The 20,328-nt window shown below is 64.9% G+C and carries 18 protein-coding genes and 1 tRNA gene; 7 read left to right on the top strand and 12 right to left on the bottom strand.

Translation table 11 applies throughout. The features are described 5' to 3' along the window. Positions 1-41: 41 nt before the first annotated feature. Complete coding sequence (locus ABIA70_RS07900; RefSeq protein WP_354147038.1) at positions 42-998, bottom strand: aldose 1-epimerase family protein; 957 nt, start codon at positions 996-998, stop codon at positions 42-44. Between the two features lie 138 nt (positions 999-1,136). Between ABIA70_RS07900 and ABIA70_RS07895 the strand changes: the two genes are divergently transcribed. From ABIA70_RS07895 to galK, 3 genes are read left to right on the top strand one after another with little or no spacing between them, the layout of a single operon-like run. Beyond that, on the top strand, positions 1,137-1,958 hold the full coding sequence (locus ABIA70_RS07895; protein WP_354147037.1) for a DeoR/GlpR family DNA-binding transcription regulator: 822 nt from the start codon (positions 1,137-1,139) through the stop codon (positions 1,956-1,958). Next, positions 1,955-3,142, top strand: coding sequence for a galactose-1-phosphate uridylyltransferase (galT, locus tag ABIA70_RS07890; protein WP_354147036.1), 1,188 nt, complete (start codon positions 1,955-1,957; stop codon positions 3,140-3,142). The genes ABIA70_RS07895 and galT overlap by 4 nt, the downstream gene beginning before the upstream one ends. After that, on the top strand, positions 3,139-4,359 hold the full coding sequence (gene galK, locus ABIA70_RS07885) for a galactokinase (protein WP_354147035.1): 1,221 nt from the start codon (positions 3,139-3,141) through the stop codon (positions 4,357-4,359). The genes galT and galK overlap by 4 nt, the downstream gene beginning before the upstream one ends. 105 nt (positions 4,360-4,464) lie before the next feature. On the opposite strand, the gene ABIA70_RS07880 is transcribed toward galK, so the two are convergent. Beyond that, complete coding sequence (locus ABIA70_RS07880; RefSeq protein WP_354147034.1) at positions 4,465-5,406, bottom strand: Bax inhibitor-1/YccA family protein; 942 nt, start codon at positions 5,404-5,406, stop codon at positions 4,465-4,467. Positions 5,407-5,824: 418 nt separating this feature from the next. Here ABIA70_RS07880 and ABIA70_RS07875 point away from each other — a divergent pair, with 418 nt between their 5' ends. From ABIA70_RS07875 to ABIA70_RS07860, 4 genes are read left to right on the top strand one after another with little or no spacing between them, the layout of a single operon-like run. Continuing rightward, a complete protein-coding gene (locus tag ABIA70_RS07875) occupies positions 5,825-7,165 on the top strand; it encodes a branched-chain amino acid ABC transporter permease (RefSeq protein ID WP_354147033.1) in 1,341 nt (446 codons plus the stop codon). A 9-nt stretch (positions 7,166-7,174) separates the two neighbouring features. Beyond that, positions 7,175-8,143 (top strand): branched-chain amino acid ABC transporter permease, encoded by a 969-nt coding sequence (locus ABIA70_RS07870; RefSeq protein ID WP_354147032.1) that lies wholly within the window; start codon positions 7,175-7,177, stop codon positions 8,141-8,143. Beyond that, positions 8,140-9,171, top strand: coding sequence for an ABC transporter ATP-binding protein (locus ABIA70_RS07865; RefSeq protein ID WP_354147031.1), 1,032 nt, complete (start codon positions 8,140-8,142; stop codon positions 9,169-9,171). The genes ABIA70_RS07870 and ABIA70_RS07865 overlap by 4 nt, the downstream gene beginning before the upstream one ends. Further along, complete coding sequence (locus tag ABIA70_RS07860) at positions 9,168-9,938, top strand: ABC transporter ATP-binding protein (protein WP_354147030.1); 771 nt, start codon at positions 9,168-9,170, stop codon at positions 9,936-9,938. The genes ABIA70_RS07865 and ABIA70_RS07860 overlap by 4 nt, the downstream gene beginning before the upstream one ends. A gap of 200 nt (positions 9,939-10,138) precedes the next feature. Here ABIA70_RS07860 and ABIA70_RS07855 read toward each other — a convergent pair whose 3' ends face one another. From ABIA70_RS07855 to ABIA70_RS07810, 10 genes are all read right to left on the bottom strand, one after another. Continuing rightward, positions 10,139-11,491 (bottom strand): ABC transporter substrate-binding protein, encoded by a 1,353-nt coding sequence (locus ABIA70_RS07855; protein ID WP_354147029.1) that lies wholly within the window; start codon positions 11,489-11,491, stop codon positions 10,139-10,141. Between the two features lie 219 nt (positions 11,492-11,710). Beyond that, positions 11,711-11,784 (bottom strand) — tRNA-Leu (locus ABIA70_RS07850). Positions 11,785-11,804: 20 nt separating this feature from the next. Further along, positions 11,805-12,749 carry an N-acetyltransferase gene (locus tag ABIA70_RS07845; protein WP_354147028.1) on the bottom strand — a complete coding sequence of 315 codons (945 nt, stop codon included), beginning with the start codon at positions 12,747-12,749 and terminating at the stop codon, positions 11,805-11,807. 81 nt (positions 12,750-12,830) lie between these two features. Beyond that, positions 12,831-14,327 carry an NAD(P)/FAD-dependent oxidoreductase gene (locus ABIA70_RS07840; RefSeq protein ID WP_354147027.1) on the bottom strand — a complete coding sequence of 499 codons (1,497 nt, stop codon included), beginning with the start codon at positions 14,325-14,327 and terminating at the stop codon, positions 12,831-12,833. Between the two features lie 39 nt (positions 14,328-14,366). Then, positions 14,367-15,740: a S8 family serine peptidase gene (locus ABIA70_RS07835; RefSeq protein ID WP_354147026.1), complete on the bottom strand. Its 1,374-nt coding sequence runs from the start codon at positions 15,738-15,740 to the stop codon at positions 14,367-14,369. A gap of 36 nt (positions 15,741-15,776) precedes the next feature. Further along, on the bottom strand, positions 15,777-16,724 hold the full coding sequence (locus ABIA70_RS07830; protein ID WP_354147025.1) for a Ppx/GppA phosphatase family protein: 948 nt from the start codon (positions 16,722-16,724) through the stop codon (positions 15,777-15,779). After that, the gene (locus ABIA70_RS07825; RefSeq protein WP_354147024.1) at positions 16,721-17,392 is read right to left on the bottom strand and encodes a DUF501 domain-containing protein; all 672 of its coding nucleotides are present in this window, start codon (positions 17,390-17,392) and stop codon (positions 16,721-16,723) included. Before ABIA70_RS07825 ends, ABIA70_RS07830 begins: the two co-directional genes overlap by 4 nt. A 27-nt stretch (positions 17,393-17,419) precedes the next feature. After that, positions 17,420-18,064 carry an FtsB family cell division protein gene (locus tag ABIA70_RS07820; RefSeq protein WP_354147023.1) on the bottom strand — a complete coding sequence of 215 codons (645 nt, stop codon included), beginning with the start codon at positions 18,062-18,064 and terminating at the stop codon, positions 17,420-17,422. Between the two features lie 184 nt (positions 18,065-18,248). Beyond that, entirely contained in the window at positions 18,249-19,529 is a 1,281-nt protein-coding gene (eno, locus tag ABIA70_RS07815; protein ID WP_354147022.1) for a phosphopyruvate hydratase, read from the bottom strand. A 136-nt stretch (positions 19,530-19,665) separates the two neighbouring features. Then, entirely contained in the window at positions 19,666-20,292 is a 627-nt protein-coding gene (locus ABIA70_RS07810; RefSeq protein ID WP_354147338.1) for a MazG nucleotide pyrophosphohydrolase domain-containing protein, read from the bottom strand. Positions 20,293-20,328 lie beyond the last annotated feature (36 nt).

The following is a 20,328-nucleotide window of genomic DNA, read 5'->3' as shown; positions in this document are numbered from 1 at the left end:
AATACTTCCTCAGCAACGTCCCTTATGCGAAACGTCAGCCCTCACGCTTTGTCCAGGACCGCGCTGATCCCCCAGGACATGCCGAAGGACCCGCCCGGCGGGAGCCAGCGCAGGCCGTCGCCGGTGTTAAACGCGTTGGCAGGTCCTGTCATCGGCTCGATTGCCACTGCGCGCGGCCTGCCGGGCAGTTCAGTGGTGACGAAAACGTGGACGTATCCGCAGGATTCGTCCTGCCACAACGTGACGCTGCGGCCGTCCGGCGCCCTGAGCGTGTGGCGGGCGGTCCCGCCGTCGAACGCCAGGTCCGTCAGGGCGACATCGACGTCGAGGTCTCCCACCCTTTGACCGGCACGGAAGTCAGAGTCCCCGCTGACGGGCTCTGAACTGCGCGGAATCAGGCGCTCGTCCGCCACCAGCCGCATCCCGGCAGCAACCGTCAGGATCAGGTCGTCCACGGCCATTTCACCCAGCCGCAGGTACGGATGGGCGCCGAGGACGAACGGCGCGGGTGCGGCGGAATGGTTGATCAGCGTCTGGCGGACCTCCAGCCCAAGGTCCTCAGCCAGGGTGTATTGCACCCGATGGCGGACCAGGAAGGGATAACCGTGCTGCGGGAAGACTGTCGCCTCAAGGGTCACCGAGTACTCAGATTCGTCCACCAGGTTGTAGGCGGAGTTGCGGAGCAGACCGTGGCTGGCGTTGTTCCGCGAGACCTCGGTGATGTCCAACTGCTGCTTCTTGCCATTGAGGTACCAGACGCCGTCCTCCACCCTGTTCGCCCACGGCGCCAGGGTGATGCCGCCTGCCCCGGGCGCGATTTCGTCATCGCCGTAGGTTTCCGTCAGCGCAACACCGGCCCGGCTGTAAAGCCGCAGGCCGGCAGCCAGCTCCGTGATTACTGCAAAGGCGTCACCCCTGCGGATCTCATACTGCCGTCCCGTCGCGTAAGCCTGAAAGCCGGAGGCAACACCTGTGTCCGCGCTTGAATTCGAAGTCATGAGCACCACCGTACATTGACCTGGGAAGGTCCTGCCATCACGCCAAATGTTATCTTTTGTGTGAATCTATTTCTTTTTGAGCGAATTGTGCGATGATTGTGGGACCGCACCCGAAGACCCACCCCGAGGAGGAACAGTATGTTGGCAGCTCAACGCCAGCACCTGATTCTCCAGGAGCTCATGGCCGCGGGGACTGTGCGGGTGGCAACCCTGGCGGCCCGCCTGGACGTATCGGAGATGACTGTCCGGCGGGACATCGATGCCCTCGATGCCGGCGGGCTGCTGCTCCGGGTCCACGGCGGTGCAGCCCGGACCGATAGCTTCAGCGCGCTCGAACCCGGCTTCGCCGTCAAATCGACGAGGGACATCGACGCCAAGGCTGCAATCGCCGCCATGGCACTGGAACTGATCAAGCCGGGCATGACCGTGTTCCTGTCCGGAGGCACCACAACCTTCGAACTTGCCAGGCTCCTCCCCCGCAACCTGGGGATCACCGTTGCCACGAACTCGATCATGGTGGCCCACTCGCTGGCATCCGCAGAACCGGATGCCATCCGGACCTTGATCCTGGGCGGGGAGAGGACTCCCTCCGAGGCGCTGGTGGGACCACTGGCCGCCCAGGCCGCCAAGGCCATCGCCGCGGACCTGTGCTTCATGGGCGTCCACGGCGTGGACCTGGTGGCCGGAATCACTTCCCCGAACATGCTCGAAGCAGAGGTCAATGCCGCCATGATTACTGCCTCGGGCAGGCTGGTTGTCCTCGCTGACTCGACCAAATATGGTGTCGTCGGCCTGGCCGGCATCGCGCCGCTGTCCGCCGTCGACACCCTGATTACCGACCGGGGAATCAGCCCCGACGCCGCCGCTGCCCTCCGCGGAGCCGTCCGCCATCTGCACATCACCTCACCTGCCACTCAGGCCGGGCATCATCCGGCAACAGCACCCGAAGGAACGCCATGACAAGTATCACCAGCACCAACCTTGCCGACGGCCGGGAGCTGATCTATTTCGACGACGCCGATGTGCCCAAGCCCCGCACCGCGGAAACGACCACGGACCTCAGGGCCCTCCCGGAACGCGGCGAGCCCGGAGAAGTCCGGTTCGACGCCCTCACGGACGAGTGGGTGGCCGTGGCCGCGCACCGGCAGACCCGCACGCACCTGCCACCTGCGGACCAGTGCCCCATCTGCCCCACCACCGCCGCCAACCCTTCGGAGATACCGGCGCCGGACTACGACGTGGTGGTGTTTGAAAACCGTTTCCCTTCCTTGGGCCCTGCTGTGGGTCCGATCCCCTCAGCCCCGGAGTGGGGAACCACCGGCCCCGCATACGGTCGCTGCGAGGTGGTGGCTTTCACCCCTGAACACACCGGTTCATTCAGCGGTTTGGGCGAGGCCCGCGCCCGCACCGTCGTTGAGGCGTGGGCGCAGCGCACCGAGGCCCTCAGCGCGCTTCCGGGCATTAAGCAGGTCTTTCCTTTCGAAAACCGGGGAGCCGATATCGGGGTGACGCTTCACCACCCGCACGGCCAGATTTACGCGTACCCCTACGTCACGCCCCGGGCAGGGGTGCTGGGGGCTGCGGCACGGAAATTCCATGACCGGTCCGGCGGCCGGCAGACCCTTACGGGTTCACTGCTGCGGGCTGAGCGCGAGGATGGGAGCCGGATGGTGATGGAAGGCGAGAATTTCAGCGCCTACGTGCCCTTCGCCGCACGCTGGCCGCTGGAAATCCACCTCGTTCCGCACCGCCAGGTACCTGATCTTGCAGCCCTGAGCGGCGAGGAAAAGGATGAACTGGCGCATGTCTACCTGGACCTCCTCAAGAGGCTGGATGCCCTTTACCCGACGCCCACGCCCTACATTTCCGCGTGGCACCAGGCGCCCCTGGACGACCTGCTGCGCCCCGCCAGCTATCTGCACCTCCAGCTGACCTCCCCCCGCCGGGCAGCGGACAAACTCAAGTACCTTGCGGGTTCCGAGGCCGCGATGGGCGCCTTCATCAACGACACCACCCCGGAAAGCGTGGCGGAACGGCTCCGTGCCGTCATCGTCCCGGAATCCTCACCGTTCCCTGTAACTGAGGCCCGCGCAGCCGCCTCCGCTACCCCTCTTGCCTCCCTGGCCGAAGGAGCCCACGCATGAACGCCGCCCCTGACTCTTCGACGACCACCCCGGCCCAGCCCGCCACTGCGAAGATTGCCGCTGCGAACCCCGCCACTGCGGACCTTGAAGCCCGCTTCGAGCGGGCGTTCGGCAGGGAACCCGACGGCGTCTGGCAGGCCCCGGGCCGCGTCAATCTGATCGGTGAACACACGGACTACAACGAGGGCTTCGTACTGCCCTTCGCGATCGACAAAACAGCCCGCGTGGCGGTGGCTGTCCGGGCGGACTCCGTGGTCAGGCTCCTGTCCACGTACGGGAACCAAGGCATGGTCAGTGCCGATCTCGGCGCGCTGGACGCAGCGTCGACCAAAGGGTGGACGAAGTACCCGCTCGGCGTCATGTGGGCTTTGCAGCAACGCGGTATCGCAGTTCCGGGCGTGGACCTGCTGCTCGATTCAGATGTGCCCCTGGGCGCCGGGCTCTCCTCCTCGCATGCCATCGAGTGCGCTGTGATCTCCGCCCTTAATGACCTGACAGGGGCCGGGATGGAACCGGAGGAGATGGTCCTCGCCACCCAGCGCGCCGAGAACGACTTCGTGGGCGCTCCCACCGGCATCATGGACCAGTCCGCGTCACTCCGGGGCTCCAAGGGGCACGCGGTGTTCCTGGACTGCCGCGACCAGAGCGTCCAGCTGGTTCCGTTCGACGCGGAGTCCGCGGGCCTGGTGATGCTGGTGATCGACACCAAGGTCTCCCACTCGCATGCCGACGGCGGTTACGCTTCCCGCCGCGCCTCCTGTGAACTCGGCGCAGAGGTACTGGGGGTCAAGGCGCTCCGGGATGTCAGGGCCGTCGACCTTGCGGAAGCCAGCGGCCTCCTGGACGAGGTCACCTACCGGCGGGTGCGCCACGTCGTCACCGAGAACGACCGCGTCCTCCAGACGGTGCAGCTCCTCTCAGCCCAGGGCCCAGGCGCCATCGGTGCACTGCTGGACGCCAGCCACGCCTCCATGCGGGACGACTTCGAAATTTCCTGCCCTGAACTCGACCTGGCCGTCGCCACCTCACGTGCCAACGGTGCCATCGGTGCCCGCATGACAGGCGGCGGTTTTGGCGGGGCGGCCATTGCACTGACTCCGCTGGAAGACGAACGCAAGGTGCGGGCCGCCGTCGAAAGCGCCTTCGCCGAGGCAGGCTACAACGCTCCGGAGATCTTTACCGTGACCCCTGCCGCAGGGGCGATGCGCCTGCTGTAAGCCGTTCACCGGCAAAAAAGGCGAGGGTCCCCGCCCGTGCAATGTGCACTGGCGGGGACCCTCGCTTTGTGTTCGAACGTACGACGGCGGACGCCGCCTTGGGTGCTAGTCGTCGCCCCGCAGGATGGCGAGCAGGCGGATGATCTCCACGTAGAGCCAGACCAGGGTGACGGTCAGGCCAAAGGCGGCCGTCCAGGAGAACCGCTGGGGCGCACCGGCCTGAACGCCGGCCTCAATGCTGGTGAAGTCCATGATGAGGGAGAATGCGGCCAGGCCGATGGCCAGGAGCCCGATGAAAACGCCCAGCGGGATGCCGAAGATCTCTACGCTGGTGCGCAGGCCGAACGGCTCCGTCACGGCACCGGTCATCATCATGACCATGTTGATCAGGGCGAAGACTGCGTAGCCGATGATCGCGATCATGAAGAAGCGCATGGCCTTCGGCGTGGCACGCACCTTGCCGCTCTTGAACAGGACAAGCGTGACGGCAAAGACCGAAAGCGTTCCGATGACCGCCTGCAGGCCGACACCTGGGTACATGCCGTCCAGGATGCGGGTCAGGCCGCCGAGGAAGAGACCCTCCAGTCCCGCGTAAGCGAGGATCAGTGCAGGCGACGGCTGCTTTTTGAAGGTGTTCACCAGCGCCAGGACGAATCCGCCCAGTGCACCGACAATCATCAGCATGCTCGCGAGGCCCATGCTGACGAACATGGTCACCGCTGCGCCGGCCACAACAACGCCGAGGCACGCTGCGGTCTTGACGATGACGTCGTCGTATGTCATCCGGCCGGTGTCCGCGGGACCCGCGGCCGGCTGGTTGTACATCTGCTGCAGCTGCTCGTCGGTCATGTTCTGCTGCCGGGCCCAGCCGCCCTGGCCGTCCATGACCTGGCCGGGGGCGCGGCCGTAGGACTGCTGACCGTACGGCTGCTGTCCGTAGGGCTGGCCGTACTGTGCCTGTCCGTAGGGCGCCTGCGGGACAGGCGGCGCCTGCGTTGCTCCACGGAAATTCTTTCCGTTGAAGATCGGGTTTCCGCCAAGTGCCATTGCTAGTGTCCTCCAAGTAAGGGTCGGTATCGTGAACTCAAGGTTCACGTTACCAATTCCCACGTGCCTGCGCTCTGATAAGTTCCCGGAACCACGGGGCTGAAACCCAACCGTGATGCGGGTCCGGGCGGGGCTGCCGTGGACCTTGGGCAAGCCCCCGGGGCCGGGAAACGTGAAGAAATACCAGTATTCAACAAAAGTTTCGCTGCAGGGTGCCTGCCGGGGAGGCAGCAATCCTGGACCAGTTGTTATGCGATCGCGACCGCGGACCCCTCCGCGACCGGCTTATTTGCCGCTGACGCGCTGTAACATTGGCCACACACGGTGATGGACATCACAGATTGGCGTCCGTTCCGTGACGTTCGCAGGGGCTGCAATGGCGCAGCCTGGCCCACCCCCCAAGTGGAGGTTATTCAATTTGAGAAGTACACCCAAAGGCTTGCCGCATAGACGGCCCGGCAGATTGCTGAAGGCGCTAGGGGCTGTCTTTGTCTCCGTCGTGGCAATCCTGCTCGTGGTCGCTCCGGCATCACAGGCCACTTCCCCGTCTCCGACACCATCCCCGTCGAACCAGACATTCCAGAACAACATCAGCGGCTTCCTCCGCGACGATGCCCGCACCCCGATCGCCAACGTCAAAATCACCGCCAAAAGCGGCGACTTCGAAGGCTCTGCCACATCCGGCGCCAATGGCGCGTGGAATATCGGGGTCCCGGTCCAGGGCACTTACGAAATCGAACTGGACGAATCAACCCTGCCCGAAGGCATCAAGCTCGCGGACGGCCAGGAAAACCCCCGCAGCGTCACCTTCAGCCAGACCTCAAACCTGTCAGTCATTTTCGCCTTCGGCAAAGGCATTGTGGTCCAGCAGCAGGACTTCGGGCAAAACCTCCTCAACCGCCTCGTCGCAGGACTGAGCTTCGGCCTCCTGCTGGCGCTGGCCTCCGTGGGGCTTTCGCTCATCTTCGGCACCACCGGCCTGACCAACTTCGCGCACGGTGAAATGGTGACGCTGGGCGCGGTACTGGTATTTATGTTCAATGCAGTGGGCATGCCGTTCTGGCTTGCACTGATTCTGTCGCTCCTCGGCGGTGGCCTCTTCGGCTATGTCCAGGACGCCGGGCTGTGGAAGCCGCTCAGGCGCAGAGGCACCGGGCTCGTTCCCATGATGATTGTGAGCATCGGCCTCGCCCTGGCTGTGCGGTACATCATCCAGTTCTTCTTCGGTGGCGCCACGCAGCAGCTGCCGTTCGCCCAGAGTCCCGAAATCCAGCTCGGGCCGGTCTCCATCTCGCCCAACAACCTCTGGTCGCTCGTCATCAGCGCACTCGTCATAGCCATCCTGGGCGTCGTCCTGCTGAAGACCCGCCTCGGTAAGGCAACCCGGGCAGTGGCTGACAATCCGGCCCTCGCGGCTGCTTCAGGGATCGATGTGGACAACGTGATCCGCATCGTGTGGGTTGCCGGCGGCATGCTGGCGTCCCTTGGCGGCATCCTCTGGGCCTACTACCGTCCCGGCGTCACCTTCGACATGGGCTCCCAGATCCTGTTGCTGATCTTCGCCGGCGTCACCCTTGGCGGCCTCGGGACAGTCTGGGGCGCGCTCATCGGGTCAATCATCGTCGGCATCTTCGTGGAGCTGACCACCGTGTTCGGCCTCGCCGCCGACCTCAAATACGTGGGAGCACTGTTCATCATGATTGTTGTCCTCCTGTTCCGGCCGCAGGGCATCCTGGGCCGTCGCGAGCGCGTGGGTTAGGAGACAGCCATGGACTTTGGATTCATACTTTCCAGCGCAGCCGGTGAACTGTTCAGCCCGACGACGGCGGCATACGCGCTTGCCGCCCTCGGCCTTGCGGTGCACTTCGGCTACTCAGGCCTGCTGAACTTCGGCCAGGCAGGCTTCATGGCCGTGGGAGCCTACGGCTTCGCCATCTCGACGCTCACGTTCGGTGTCCCATTCTTTGTGGGACTTCTGATCGCCATCATCTGCTCGGCCATCTTCGCCCTGCTGCTGGGTATCCCCACCCTCCGGCTCAGGGCAGACTACCTGGCCATCGTCACCATCGCAGCGGCGGAAATCGTCCGCTACATCGTCACCACAAACCAGCTCACGGCAGTGACGGGCTCGGCCAACGGCCTGGCAGCCTTTGAGGGCGGGTTCTACTCGATGAACCCCTTCCCTGAAGGAACGTACTTCGGCATGAACAACAGGGACTTGTTCATCCGCGTTGTGGGCTGGGGACTCGTTATTGTCTGTTGCCTCCTGGTGTGGCTGCTGATGCGCAGCCCCTGGGGCCGTGTCCTCAAAGGCATCCGCGAAGACGAAAACGCCGTCCGGTCGCTGGGCAAGAACGTGTACGCCTACAAAATGCAGGCCCTGGTCATCGGCGGCGTCCTCGGCGCCCTAGCGGGCATGGTCTTCACCCTCCCCCGCGGCGCGGTCCAGCCTGCAAACTACGGCACGGAACTGACGTTTTTCCTGTACACGTGCCTCCTGCTTGGCGGGCTGGGAACCGTGCTCGGTCCGGTGGTGGGTGCAATGATTTTCTGGGTGGTACTTTCGCTCACCCAGGGCATTCTCTACGGACTGATCGAGTCCGGGGCAGTGACCTGGCTGAACACGGTCCAGGCCGGGCAGTTGCGTTACATCCTGGTAGGCATCGCCCTGATGCTGCTGATGATATTCAGGCCGCAGGGCGTCTTTGGTAATAAGAAGGAGCTGGCGTTCGCATGAGCAAGCACAGCGAAGAACCCCGCAAGGCAGAGAACCAGGAAAGCGTCCAGTACATGACGGACGAGCGCCCGATCGCGGCCGGGGAGATCGCTCCAGGCTGCAAGAAGCGGGACCCCATCGTGGTGGCCGAGAACGTCACACGGAGCTTTGGCGGCATCAACGCCGTCGACGTCGAATACCTGGAGATCCCCCGGCACAAAATCACGGCCCTGATCGGCCCCAATGGTGCCGGCAAGACCACACTCTTCAACCTGCTCACCGGATTCGATACCCCCAACTCCGGAAAATGGCAGTTTGAAGGCAACAGCCTGGCAGGCGTCTCACCTTACAAAGTGGCCAGAATGGGCATGGTGCGCACGTTCCAGCTGACGAAGGTCATGGGCAAGCTCACCGTCATGGAAAACATGCGCCTCGGCGGTTCGGAGCAGCCCGGGGAGCGGTTGTCCAAGGCCTTGTTCAAGGGCCTCTGGGGCGGCAGGGAGAAGGAAATCACCGCGCAGGCGGAGGTCCTGCTGGAGAAGTTCAAACTTGATGCGAAAAGGGATGATTACGCAGCCTCCCTCTCAGGCGGGCAGCGCAAGCTGCTCGAAATGGCGCGTTCGCTGATGGTCCGGCCGAAACTGGTGATGCTGGATGAGCCGATGGCAGGCGTCAACCCGGCACTGACCCAGTCCCTCCTGGACCACATCAAGAACCTCAAAGCAGAAGGCATGACCGTACTGTTCGTCGAACACGACATGAACATGGTCCGCCATATTGCCGACTGGGTGGTGGTCATGGCCGAGGGCAAGATTGTTGCGGAGGGCCCGCCCGGGGAAGTCATGAAGAACCCCGCCGTGATCGACGCCTACCTGGGCGCACACCACGACGTCGACCTGGGCGATGCAGAAGGAATCAAGGAACTCGCGGCCGAGCTGGGAGCAGACGAGTCCTCGATCGTTGGTACCGAGAACGCCGGCATCATTTCCATGGACGTCATTGGCACGGAATCCGACGAACCCGGATCCAGGAAGCGGGACACCAAATGAGCGCCGTCAGCGCGGCGGCCGCCGCCGCAAGCAGCCCAGCGAACGACTCCGTCGTGAAGGTCACTGACCTCGTGGCCGGCTATCTTCCCGGGGTGAACATCCTCAACGGCTGCAGCATCGAAGCCCGCAAGGGCGAACTGATCGGCATCATCGGCCCCAACGGTGCAGGCAAGTCAACCTTGCTCAAGGCGATGTTCGGCCTGGTCAAAGTCCATTCCGGCACCGTAGTGGTGCGCGGACAGGACATCACCGGACTGAAGGCCAACAAGCTGGTTTCCAAGGGCGTGGGATTCGTCCCGCAGAACAACAACGTGTTCTCCACCCTCACGATCGAGGAGAACATGCAGATGGGCATGTTCCAGCGGCCCAAGGACTTCAATGAGCGGTTCGATTTCGTGACCAGCCTCTTCCCCGAGCTCGGAAAGCGCCGGGCCCAGCGGGCCGGCTCCCTCTCCGGCGGTGAACGCCAGATGGTGGCCATGGGGCGGGCCCTGATGATGGAACCGGCCGTGCTGCTGCTCGATGAGCCGTCTGCAGGCCTCTCCCCTGTCAAACAGGACGAGACCTTCCTGCGCGTCCACGAGATCAACCGGGCGGGCGTATCGGTCATCATGGTGGAACAGAACGCCCGGCGTTGCCTACAGATCTGCGACCGGGCTTATGTCCTTGACCAGGGCAGGGATGCCTACACGGGAACCGGCAGGGAGCTCATGAAGGACCCGAAAGTTATTCAGCTGTACCTCGGTACCCTGGCGGACGAGGTCTAAGGGACCACGAAAACTCCTCAAGCAGTAACCTAAGGGCCGTCACCGCTTGGTGGCGGCCCTTAGTGCTGCCGGGTCTCCTTACGCCCGCAACTGTCCCCCTCCCCCGGTCCGCCTGTCTAGGCCGGAACAGAGCCGCCCGGGCACCAGAAAGCCTCCGTCCGGCCGGACGGAGGCTTTCTGTGCTATCTGGGGAGCGGCGTTTACAGCTTGCCGAACTCCGACTTAACTGCTTTGAGTTTGTTGTCGTTGGTGTACTCATAGATCCCGATGTACGCCTCTGTGGGGTCACCCGCATCGGAGAAGGTCACCGGACCGGACTGGCCGTCGTAGTCGATGTCCTTGCCATTGCGAAGCAGGGTAACGCAGGACGGGAAGTCGTGGCACTTCTCGCCACCCTCGGAAACCGCCTTGAGCTGCTTGGCGATGTCCACGCCCTTGGTGCTCTTGGCCGCCTCGGATGCAAGCGCGATCAGGTTGACGGCGTCGTAGGACTCGCCACCGTACGTGAAGTCCTTCAGGGCCGAGTCCACCTGGAGGAGCTTCTTGGTGAAGCTCTCGTTAGCGAACGTTCCCGGGAAAGTACCGTGAGCGCCCGTGAGGGTACCCGGCTGGAAGTCCTTGCTGTAGTCCGAGGTGTTGCCGTCCACCAGGAACATCTGCGTGGGCTTGACGCCCTTGCCCGTTACCAGCGGGATGATGCTCTTGGCCTCATCAAAAGTGATCAATGCGATGGCATCCGGCTTGGCTGCGAGCACCTTATCCACCTGGCTGCTGAACTGCGAGTCGCCGGTGTTGAAGAGTTCCTCGGCTACAACTTTGCCGCCCGCTGACTCGAACGCGGCCTTGACGTTCTTCGCCAGGCCTGTACCGTAGGCGTCATTGAGCACGATCATGCCCACTGTCTGCGCGCCACAGGTTGCCATGTAGTTGCCCAGGACCTTGCCCTGCAGGACGTCCGAGGGCGCGGTCCGCCAGTAGAGTCCCTTGTCATCCCACGCGGTGAAGTCCGGTGAGGTGTTGGCCGGCGAGAACTGGACGACGCCGGCACCGGTGATCTGGTTAATGACGGTCTTGGAAACGCCGGAGGATGCCGCACCGATGATTGCGCTGACGCCGGACCCGAGCAACGCGGTGGTTGACTGGGTTGCAATGTCGGTCTTCGTGTCTCCGGAGTCCCGGTGAACGACCTCGATGGGCTTGCCCAACACACCGCCTGCACTGTTCACTTCCTGGACGCCAAGGTTGACGCCGGCGATTTCGGGCGGCCCAAGGAACGCCAGTGAGCCGGTGGTGGGCAGGAGCGAACCAAGCTTGAGCGGTGTGTCGGTGGTGGTAGTCGCGGCGGGTACAGTGCCACTCGCAGTGGCATTGGTTGTGGCAGCGCCCGACGCGCTGGCAGCCGGGCAGGAAATTCCGGCTGCTGCCGTGGTCGCCTTGGTTTCCGTCGAGCTGGGGGTGGAGGTACCACCACAAGCTGTGGCCAGAAGGGCGACGCCCACGCCAAGCGCTGTTAGCTTGGCGACGCGGGGTGCCACAGGGGGGAGTGAAATCATTGACAATCTCCTGGATCGAAAGGTGCGAACGGCCTTTGATGCGGATGATCAGGTGTTCCTGAGTTAACTCAAGCTAATGCATATCCAAGGCGGATATAAGTGACTGAGGTCACATCCTTATAACAGTCGTTGCATATGCGAAATCAAGGGAGCAGAGTGGTCAGTTGCGGTCATGCAGAACTGATCAGCCAGGGGGCAGGAGGGCTTAATGAGATTGTGTGCCCCAGGCGAGACTCGAACTCGCAACACGCGGATTTTAAGTCCGCTGCCTCTGCCAATTGGGCTACTGGGGCGCCCGGTCAATGGTATCCCGTCAGAGCCCGTTGAATGGTTCGGCATACCGGAACCTGCCGTGGACTCCCCCGGGCCACACCGCCAAGGGCAACAGCTGAAAGTTATCTGACCACACGTCTTCGGGAGGGAGGACACCCAAAGACCTGGCGGGCACGAAGCCGAAGCGCGGGTAGTACTCGGTGCTGCCCAGGAGGGCAATGCCGCTCTCCCCCGCGGCGTTGGCGCGCGAGATGGTCTCGTTCATGAGGGCACTGCCGATGCCGTGGCGCTGGAGCCTGGGGGTCACGCCGATAGGCCCCAGCCCCAGCAGTTCATGCTCCTCCACCCACCCGCGGGTGCTGATGACGTGGGCCACCACCTCGCCGTCAAGTTCCGCCACGATGCTGAACTGCGGCAGGTACTCCTCGCACTCGAAGAGTTGGCGCAGCACGCCGACTTCAGCCGGCTCGCCGACAGCAGGCAGGCCGGTGGCGGGCGACACGGCAAAAGCCTCAGCGGTCAGTTTCAGGATTGCGCCCCGGTCGGCCTGGGTTTCGTCACGCAGCACCAGCGCCGGGCGGGGCTGGTGCCGGCTTTCCGCGGACAGCTCGGCCAGCGCTTCAATGGCCCTGGCCGCGTCAGCAACAGGCACCAGGATGTGGTCGTGGTGGAATCCGGCCAGCACGTTGCAGCTGATATGAGCGTCGGTCAGTGCTTTGCCGACGGCGGCCGTCAAGCCAATGGCCTCGAGTTCGGAATGCACCTGCAGGGTGATCCAGGCGGCCACAAAATCGTAGTGCAGGCCCAGGCTGTCCGCCTCCGCCCGCGGCAGGACCACGGTGAGCCCCTCAGCCTCGCGGACCGCAGCCTCAATGCCGGGTGCGAGGGGCCTCCCATGCGGCCAGAGGACGTAGACGTATTCGCCCTTCCGCAACTCCGGGTGGAGCGCCGCCAGCAGGGCCTCCAGGTTCTTTTCGCCAGTCATGGTGCCAGTCTAGAAGGCATTAACGCCAAACGGCGGCCGCCCCCGCCAGGGGACAGCCGCCGTCGGGCGTTAAGAAGGGTGTTACTTTGCGTCAGCGGTGACTGACTGTTTGGGGTCCACGCTGGTGGCCGCGGCGGAGCCGGGCTGTGCCGCTCCGGCGGACACCGCCGGGGCACCCGCTGCAGGAGCCGCAGCTGCCGCAGGTTTGGGCGCCGGGGTGGCAGCGGCGACAAAGGCGCCACGCGGGTTGTCCAGGTCGATGAGCTGTGTGGTGTCACGGCCCATGAAGAACGAGAGGATCCAACCCATGATGACGCGGACCTTGCGCTCCACGGTGGGCATCGCCATGCCGTGGTAGCCGCGGTGTGCCAGCCAGGCGAGCGGGCCCTTGAGGCCGATGCGGCCCACGAGGTTAATGTTGGCAACACCCTTCCACTCGCCGAAGCCGGCCACAGCGCCAAGGTTCTTGTGCTTGTAGTCCTTCAGCGGCTTGTCCCAGCGGGAGGCCCACAGGTTCTTGGCGAGGCGCTTGGCCTGGCGCAGGGCGTGCTGGGCGTTGGGGACGCAGGTTCCGTCCGGCAGGCCGTTGCCGGTGAGGTCCGGCACTGCGGCGATGTCGCCGGCAGCCCAGGCGTTCTCGATAATTCCTTCGTCACCGGCGATGCGGAGATCAGGGAGGACGCGGACGCGGCCGCGCGGTTCCAGCGGGAAGTCCGAGGAGCGGATCATCGGGTTGGCCTGCACACCGGCAGTCCAGACCAGCGTGTCGGCTTCGAATTCCTGGGCAAAGCTCTTGTCCGGCAGGTTGATCAGCTTCAGGGTTCCCTCGGCGCTGTCCAGCGAGGTGTTCAGCAGGACCTCGATGCCGCGGCTGCGGAGGTGCTCCACAACCCACTCTGCCTGCGGGGCGGTGACCTCGGGCATGATGCGTCCCATGGCCTCAACGAGGACGAAGCGGACTTCCTCCTGCTTGATTCGGGGGTTGTTACGGACCGCCGCGCGGGCAAGGTCCTCCATCTCGGTGATGCACTCGATGCCGGCGAATCCGCCGCCCACCACCACGAAGGTCAGCGCCTTGGCGCGTTCTGCGGGATCGGTGATGGTGGAGGCTGCCTCAATGCGCTCAAGCACCTTGTTCCGAAGGGCCACGGCCTCTTCGATGGTCTTCAGGCCGATGCCCTTGTCCGCCAGTCCCTTGATGGGGAAGGTGCGGGTGATGGCCCCTGCGGCAACCACGATGTCGAAGTAGGGAACCTCAAAGTGCCCGCTGCCGTCCGCTGAGGCCACAACGGCCGTGCGGTTGGCGTGGTCGATTGAGGTGACGCTGCCCTGGATGAGTTCGGTCTGCTTCAGGTGCTGGCGGTGGGAGACCACGGCGTGGCGGGCTTCGATGTTGCCGCCGGCCACTTCAGGCAGGAAAGGCTGGTAGGTCATGTAGGGCAGCGGATCAACGAGCGTGACGATGCCACCGGCATTCGCGATCTTGTTCTGCAGTTTGAGGGCTACGTACAGGCCGACGTACCCGCCGCCGACGACGAGTACCCTGGGACGGTCCTGGAGCTGAGGGGTGGTTGCCATGGTTTCAAGGATACAACAGTTTGTGAAAATCTTCACTAACTACGTTTGGCTGCCGGCATCCACCGAATTGACGGCTCCGGTATCAGGCTCCTCGCGCGCCAGCGCGGGGTTTCGCGCAGCCCGGCGCAGCTGGAATGCCGCCGCACCGATAATGGCCAGGAACAGGGCTGCCGAACCGATCACGACGGCGGCGCCGACTGCGCTGTCCCGCCCCGAGGGCGGTTTCGCTGCCGGCACGGAGGGATCGGGCAGGGTGGGAACTGCGCTGGCCACCTCATCGGTTGGCAGCGGCGCCGGGGTGCCAAGGTTTCCGCGGCGGTGGACACGGATCCAGTCGGAAATGGAGCCCAAGGGGTTGGCTGCGGCCTCGGGGACGGGGTCCTTCAGGGCGCCCTCGGCGCTGAGCACGCCGAAGCCGTACAGGGGGTCCTTCCCCGCGGGACCGGAGTCCCTGGCCGTGCTGACGATCCGGTTGATGACCTGCTTCGCGCTCATGTCAGGCCACTTGGAACGGATGAGGGCAGCGACGCCGGCGACGATCGGGGTGGCCCCGGACGTCCCCGCCCACTCGGCGTAGCCGCCGCCGGGAAGGCCGCCCAGCAGGTTCTCCGCCGGTGCCGCGACGCCGATGCTGATCCCCTGGGAGGACGAGTCGACGCTCGCCACTCCCTTGCGGTCCAGCCCGGCGACGGTCAGGACGCCGGGGATGGTGGCCGGCGCCCCCACCTGGAGGTTTCCGCCGACCCGGTTTCCGGCCGCAGCAACAATCACCACGTCCTTCTGCTCGGCGTAGAGAAAGGCGGCGTCCCAGCTTTGCGGCCACTGCGGTGTGGTGCTGCCCAGGGAGATGTTGATGACTTTGGCGCCGTTGTCCACAGCCCAGCGGACCGCTTCGGGAATCTGGTCCTGATCGCTCTTGCCGGCGGGGTTCGGCGATCCCAGCCAGGTGGACACTGACAGGATCTCGGCCTCGGGCGCAACGCCCACGATGCCGTCAGGCCCTGCACCGGCCGGGGCAGGGCCCGGAGAGGCGGTGGAACTGGCTGGCTGGTGCCCCCGCCCGGCCAGCATCGTGGCCACCAGGGTCCCGTGTTCGGGCTTGATGCCAAGGCTTTTTTGTCCGTTGGGGCTTCCCGCGCCGGACACGTCGAAGCCTCCGGTCACGGCACCCTTGAGGTCAGGATGCTGGGCATCGACGCCGCTGTCGATCACCGCAATCTTTACCCCGGCGCCTTTGGAGACGTCCCAGGCTTTCGTGATGCCGGCTTCCGCCAGCCAGTACTGCTTGTCCCGTTCGGCGTCCGCCTGTGCAGCGGGTGCCATGGCCAGGCCGGCGGCCAGGCTGATGCCCGCGAGGGTCACCGCCAGAAGAGCTGAGGCGGTCCGTCGGAACGGTGCTGTTGCTCTGGTCATGTGGGGTCCCCGTGTACTTGTTTGCTGAGCCAAAAGTCAGTCGAGGCTCAGGGCAATTCCGTCAAGAATATCGTGTTCGCTGGCAGTGGCCGTAACGATGCGTCCCGCACTGACTTCATTCAGCCGTTCCAGGATGCGCCGCCACACCAGTCCGCCGGCACCGATGACGTCCACTCGGCCGGGGTGCATATACGGCAGTGCTCCGCGTTCTGCCCGCGGCATTTCCAGGAGATCGGTGGCGGCCGCCGCGATGTCCGCGATGGGAAGTTCGGTGCCGTGGATCGCCTCAGGCGAATACTCCGGCAGCCGCAGCGCGTGCGCTGTGATGGTGGTGATCGAACCGGCCACCCCGACGACGGCGGTGGCGCGTTCCAGGGGCACGTCCAGTCCCGCACGGGTGATGGCGGCGTCGACGTCGGCCGTTGCCGCGGCGACCTGTTCCGCCGTGGGGGGATCATTCTTCAGGTGCCGTTCGGTCAAACGGACGCAGCCGATGTCCACGGATTTGCCGGCCGTGACGCCGCTGGCGGTGCCCAGGACGAACTCGGTGCTTCCGCCGCCGAGGTCCACCACCAGGACGTGGTCGCCGTCGAGGATGGGCAGGACACTGCTGGCCCCTGCAAAGGACAGGGCTGCTTCCTCGTCGCCGGAAATGACCTCCGGCTCCACGCCGAGAAGGTCCCGGATCCCGTCCACGAAGACCTCGCGGTTTCGGGCGTCCCGGCTGGCCGAGGTGGCCACAAAACGGACGGCCTCCACACCGTGTTCGCGGATCATGGCAGCATAATCCGCCGTGGCGGCGAACGTGCGCTGCAGGGCCTCGGGGGCAAGTTCACCGGTGGCGTCCACGCCCTGGCCCAGCCGGACCACGCGCATTTCCCGGACCACGTCCGTCAGCTTCGCCGTTCCGTTGCTTCTTTCGATGTCGGCGATGAGCAGGCGGATGGAGTTCGTGCCGCAGTCAATTGCCGCGACGCGGGTCACGAAGCTGCCCCCTCGCCGGCCGAGGCCTTGCGCACCGGAGCCGGCCGGCCGACGATCTCCGGCAGGCCCTGCGGTCCATGCCGGCTCAGGTCCTTCGACGGGGCCTCCCCCGCCGTGTCCCACGCGCCGTCGCAGTAGCACCGGTCCGCGGTCCACCATTCACTGATGCCCGCGATGGCCTCGTCTCCCAGCGGATTGACTCCCGGCCCGGCTGCCAGCGAATGGCCCACCAGGACGTGCAGGCACTTGACGCGGGTGGGCATTCCTCCGGCTGAGATGCCGTCTATCTCGGGGACGGCCCCAATGCCCGAACGCTGGCCGATGGCTGACCGCGCGGCCAGGTAGTCCTCATGGGCCGACCGGTAGGCGGCGGCGAGCGGCTCATCGGCGGTCAGGCGTTCGTTCATCTCGTTCATGACTCCGGCGGCTTCCAGCCGGGAGACGGCCGAGGTGATCACCGGGTGCGTGAGGTAGAACGTGGTGGGAAAGGGCGTGCCGTTGCTCAGGCGCGGCGCCGTTGCTGCGACGAGCGGGTTGCCGCACACACAGCGGGCCGGGATCTCCACGACGTCGCGCACCGGCCGGCCCAACTGCCTGCTGAGTACTTCAAGATCGTGCTCTGATGGCTGGCGGGACTTCTCCGGCGCAGTTGCCGTGTTTTCTTCCACTGGCGCGGCCATCCTTCCTTTAACTGTTCAGTCTGTGGCCGCACGCCTGATGGACTCCCACAGGGAATCCACCCACGGCAGATCGGCGGGGTCTTGTACTGCCGTGGCGGTCTGGCTACTGCTTGTGCCGGCCGGCAGATCGGTGCCGAAGACCCAGTAGCCGGATTCACCCGGCATAACCATGTTAATGCGGTCGCGCGCCTGCTGTTTCACGTAGTTGGGATCCTGCCAGCGGGAGATCTGCTGCCGGAGGTTGTCCTGCTCGGCCTGGCGGGACTCAATATCGGCGCTCAGGGCGGCGAGCTCGGCGCGTTTGTCGAAGAAGATCTTCACTGTTGGCGCCAGCATAATGGTGATCGCAATCATCACCACGGCAAGGGCCAGCATCCGGCCGGAGAAGGCCTTGGCGGGAACGGGGTGGCCGTCGTCGTGGGACGGATCGCCGTTCGGGGCCGGTTTCGAAGAAAGCGCGGGACCACTCGCCCTGGTTGAGCCTGTCCCGGCTTTGGCTTTAGTCCCGGCTTTGAGGTTTCCTGCTGCTTTGGAGGCCTCAGGTTTGCCCTTGGAACCGCCGAAATCGGCACGGATGACATCCGTGGCGTCCTTGGCGGAATCCGTTGCGGCTTGGGATCTGGCAGCGGCCTTGGGAACTTTGGGACGGCGGGTTGCCATGACACTCCTGAAACGTGCGGCCTGCCTCTGGCCGAAACTCTGCGCTGAACAAATGCTGGCTGAACAAATGCCTGCTGGAACAACTGCCGGCTGAAACAGGGGGCCGGCAGAAAACCCGGCTGAAACGAAAACCGGTGGCTATGGTCTTTCAACCATAGCCACCGGTCAGTGGTTTACGCGGTTACTAGCCCTTGAAACGCGGGAAGGCGCTGCGGCCGGCGTAGCGTGCGGCGTCGTCGAGTTCCTCTTCGATGCGCAGCAGCTGGTTGTACTTGGCAACACGCTCGGAGCGGGCCGGGGCGCCGGTCTTGATCTGCCCGGCGTTGGTGGCCACCGAGATGTCGGCGATGGTGGTGTCCTCGGTCTCGCCGGAGCGGTGCGAGGTGATGGTGGTGTAGCCGGCACGCTGGGCCATGCTGACGGCGTCCAGCGTTTCGGTCAGCGAACCGATCTGGTTCACCTTCACCAGCAGCGAGTTGGCGGTCTTGGTCTCGATGCCGCGCTGCAGGATGGAGGGGTTGGTGACGAAGAGGTCATCGCCCACGAGCTGGACCTTGTCGCCGATGGCGTCCGTGAGGGTCTTCCAGCCGTCCCAGTCGTTCTCATCGAGCGGGTCCTCGATGGACACCAGCGGGTAGTCGGCGACGAGCTCGGTGTAGTAGGCGCTCATTTCGCTGGAGCTCAGGGCCTTGCCCTCGAACTGGTAGGCGCCGTCGGTGAAGAACTCGGAGGAGGCGACGTCCAGGGCCAGGGCGATGTCCTTGCCCGGGGTGTAGCCGGCGTTCTTGATGGCTTCCTGGATCAGGTCCAGTGCAGCGCGGTTGGAGGGCAGGTTCGGGGCGAAGCCGCCTTCGTCGCCGAGGCCGGTGGAAAGGCCCTTTTCCTGGAGCACGGCCTTGAGCGCGTGGTAGACCTCGACGCCCCAGCGGAGGCCCTCGGAGAAGGTTTCGGCACCCAGCGGAACAACCATGAATTCCTGGATGTCGACGTCGGAGTCAGCGTGCGAGCCACCGTTGAGGATGTTCATCAGCGGCACCGGCAGCACGTGGGCGTTCGGTCCGCCCAGATACTTGTACAGCGGCAGGTCCGCGGAGGCTGCAGCGGCGTTGGCGACGGCGAGGGAGACGCCGAGGATGGCGTTGGCGCCCAGCTTGCCCTTGTTGGGGGTTCCGTCCAGGTCGATCATGGCCTGGTCGATGCTGCGCTGGTCTGTGGCGTCGAAGCCGGTCAGGGCAGGAGCGATCTGGTCGATGACGGCGTCAACGGCCTTCTGGACGCCCTTGCCGAGGTAACGGCCTTTGTCTCCGTCACGAAGCTCAACGGCCTCGTGCTCACCGGTGGAGGCACCGGAAGGAACTGCCGCGCGGCCGATCTGGCCATCGGAGAGCAGAACTTCAACTTCTACGGTCGGGTTGCCACGGGAATCGAGGATTTCGCGGGCGTGGATGGCATCGATAAGCGCCATGGATGTGCTCCTTCAGGTGAAGCGATTTACAGGGAATCTAACTGCTGGAACTAGCGGAAAGTCTGGGACGTCCTGGTCAGGATCTAGCGTAGTCGAGAGTGGTGCAGGTTACGGAAACCCATCCAGCACCCGGACGTCATGATGGCTGGTGCTGTTGCTGGTGGGGCTGCTGCTGCTGGAGCTGCCGGAGGGCACCGCGCAGGGCGCGCTCGGCGTCGAACCCTTTTGCGCGGGCAGAGCCGACGACGGCGAGCAGCAGCTCACCGAGTTCCTCTTCGGACGCGGCGGACCGGACCAGCCCTACCACCGGATGCTCCGGGGTTTCGTTGCCCGGCTGCCCGGCCGCGGCTCCGGCGCGGGAGGCCCGGTCAAGGAACTTGTGCGCCTTCGCCAAGGCCGGCAGGGCGTCCGGGATCCCTTCAAAGGGGCTGGTGCGCCCGGGACGTTCCGCACTTTTGACGGCGTCCCATTTCTGCACGATCTCTTCGATCGTGGCCGGGAAGCTGTCCTGCAGCCTGCCGTCGGGCCGGAAGACGTGCGGATTGCGGCGGACCATTTTCTCGCTCAGTCCCCGCGCGACGTCGTCGAACGTGAAGGCACCGCGCTCCTCGGCGAGCCGGGCGTGCAGCACCACCTGGAGCAGCACGTCACCCAGCTCGCCGCGGAGCTCGGCGTCGTCGGTGCCGGTCTCGATGGTCTCGGCGACCTCAAACGCCTCCTCCAGGAGGTACTCCACCAGCGAGGCATGGGTCAGCGCCCCCATCCAGGGGCAGTGCTCGCGCAGCTGGGCCATGACGGT

Origin of the sequence: Arthrobacter sp. 754, assembly GCF_040548695.1 — a bacterium.
In the GTDB taxonomy this organism is placed as follows: Bacteria; Actinomycetota; Actinomycetes; order Actinomycetales; family Micrococcaceae; genus Arthrobacter.
This window is presented reverse-complemented; position numbering and strand designations above follow the sequence as displayed.

Bases quoted from the DNA above. Each gene is read 5' to 3' on its own strand.
- ABIA70_RS07900 (WP_354147038.1), bottom strand. From the start codon at position 998: ATGACTTCGAATTCAAGCGCGGACACAGGTGTTGCCTCCGGCTTTCAG.
- ABIA70_RS07895 (WP_354147037.1), top strand. From the start codon at position 1,137: ATGTTGGCAGCTCAACGCCAGCACCTGATTCTCCAGGAGCTCATGGCC.
- galT (WP_354147036.1), top strand. From the start codon at position 1,955: ATGACAAGTATCACCAGCACCAACCTTGCCGACGGCCGGGAGCTGATC.
- galK (WP_354147035.1), top strand. From the start codon at position 3,139: ATGAACGCCGCCCCTGACTCTTCGACGACCACCCCGGCCCAGCCCGCC.
- ABIA70_RS07880 (WP_354147034.1), bottom strand. From the start codon at position 5,406: ATGGCACTTGGCGGAAACCCGATCTTCAACGGAAAGAATTTCCGTGGA.
- ABIA70_RS07870 (WP_354147032.1), top strand. From the start codon at position 7,175: ATGGACTTTGGATTCATACTTTCCAGCGCAGCCGGTGAACTGTTCAGC.
- ABIA70_RS07865 (WP_354147031.1), top strand. From the start codon at position 8,140: ATGAGCAAGCACAGCGAAGAACCCCGCAAGGCAGAGAACCAGGAAAGC.
- ABIA70_RS07860 (WP_354147030.1), top strand. From the start codon at position 9,168: ATGAGCGCCGTCAGCGCGGCGGCCGCCGCCGCAAGCAGCCCAGCGAAC.
- ABIA70_RS07855 (WP_354147029.1), bottom strand. From the start codon at position 11,491: ATGATTTCACTCCCCCCTGTGGCACCCCGCGTCGCCAAGCTAACAGCG.
- ABIA70_RS07845 (WP_354147028.1), bottom strand. From the start codon at position 12,749: ATGACTGGCGAAAAGAACCTGGAGGCCCTGCTGGCGGCGCTCCACCCG.
- ABIA70_RS07840 (WP_354147027.1), bottom strand. From the start codon at position 14,327: ATGGCAACCACCCCTCAGCTCCAGGACCGTCCCAGGGTACTCGTCGTC.
- ABIA70_RS07835 (WP_354147026.1), bottom strand. From the start codon at position 15,740: ATGACCAGAGCAACAGCACCGTTCCGACGGACCGCCTCAGCTCTTCTG.
- ABIA70_RS07820 (WP_354147023.1), bottom strand. From the start codon at position 18,064: ATGGCAACCCGCCGTCCCAAAGTTCCCAAGGCCGCTGCCAGATCCCAA.
- eno (WP_354147022.1), bottom strand. From the start codon at position 19,529: ATGGCGCTTATCGATGCCATCCACGCCCGCGAAATCCTCGATTCCCGT.
- ABIA70_RS07810 (WP_354147338.1), bottom strand. From the start codon at position 20,292: ATGGGGGCGCTGACCCATGCCTCGCTGGTGGAGTACCTCCTGGAGGAG.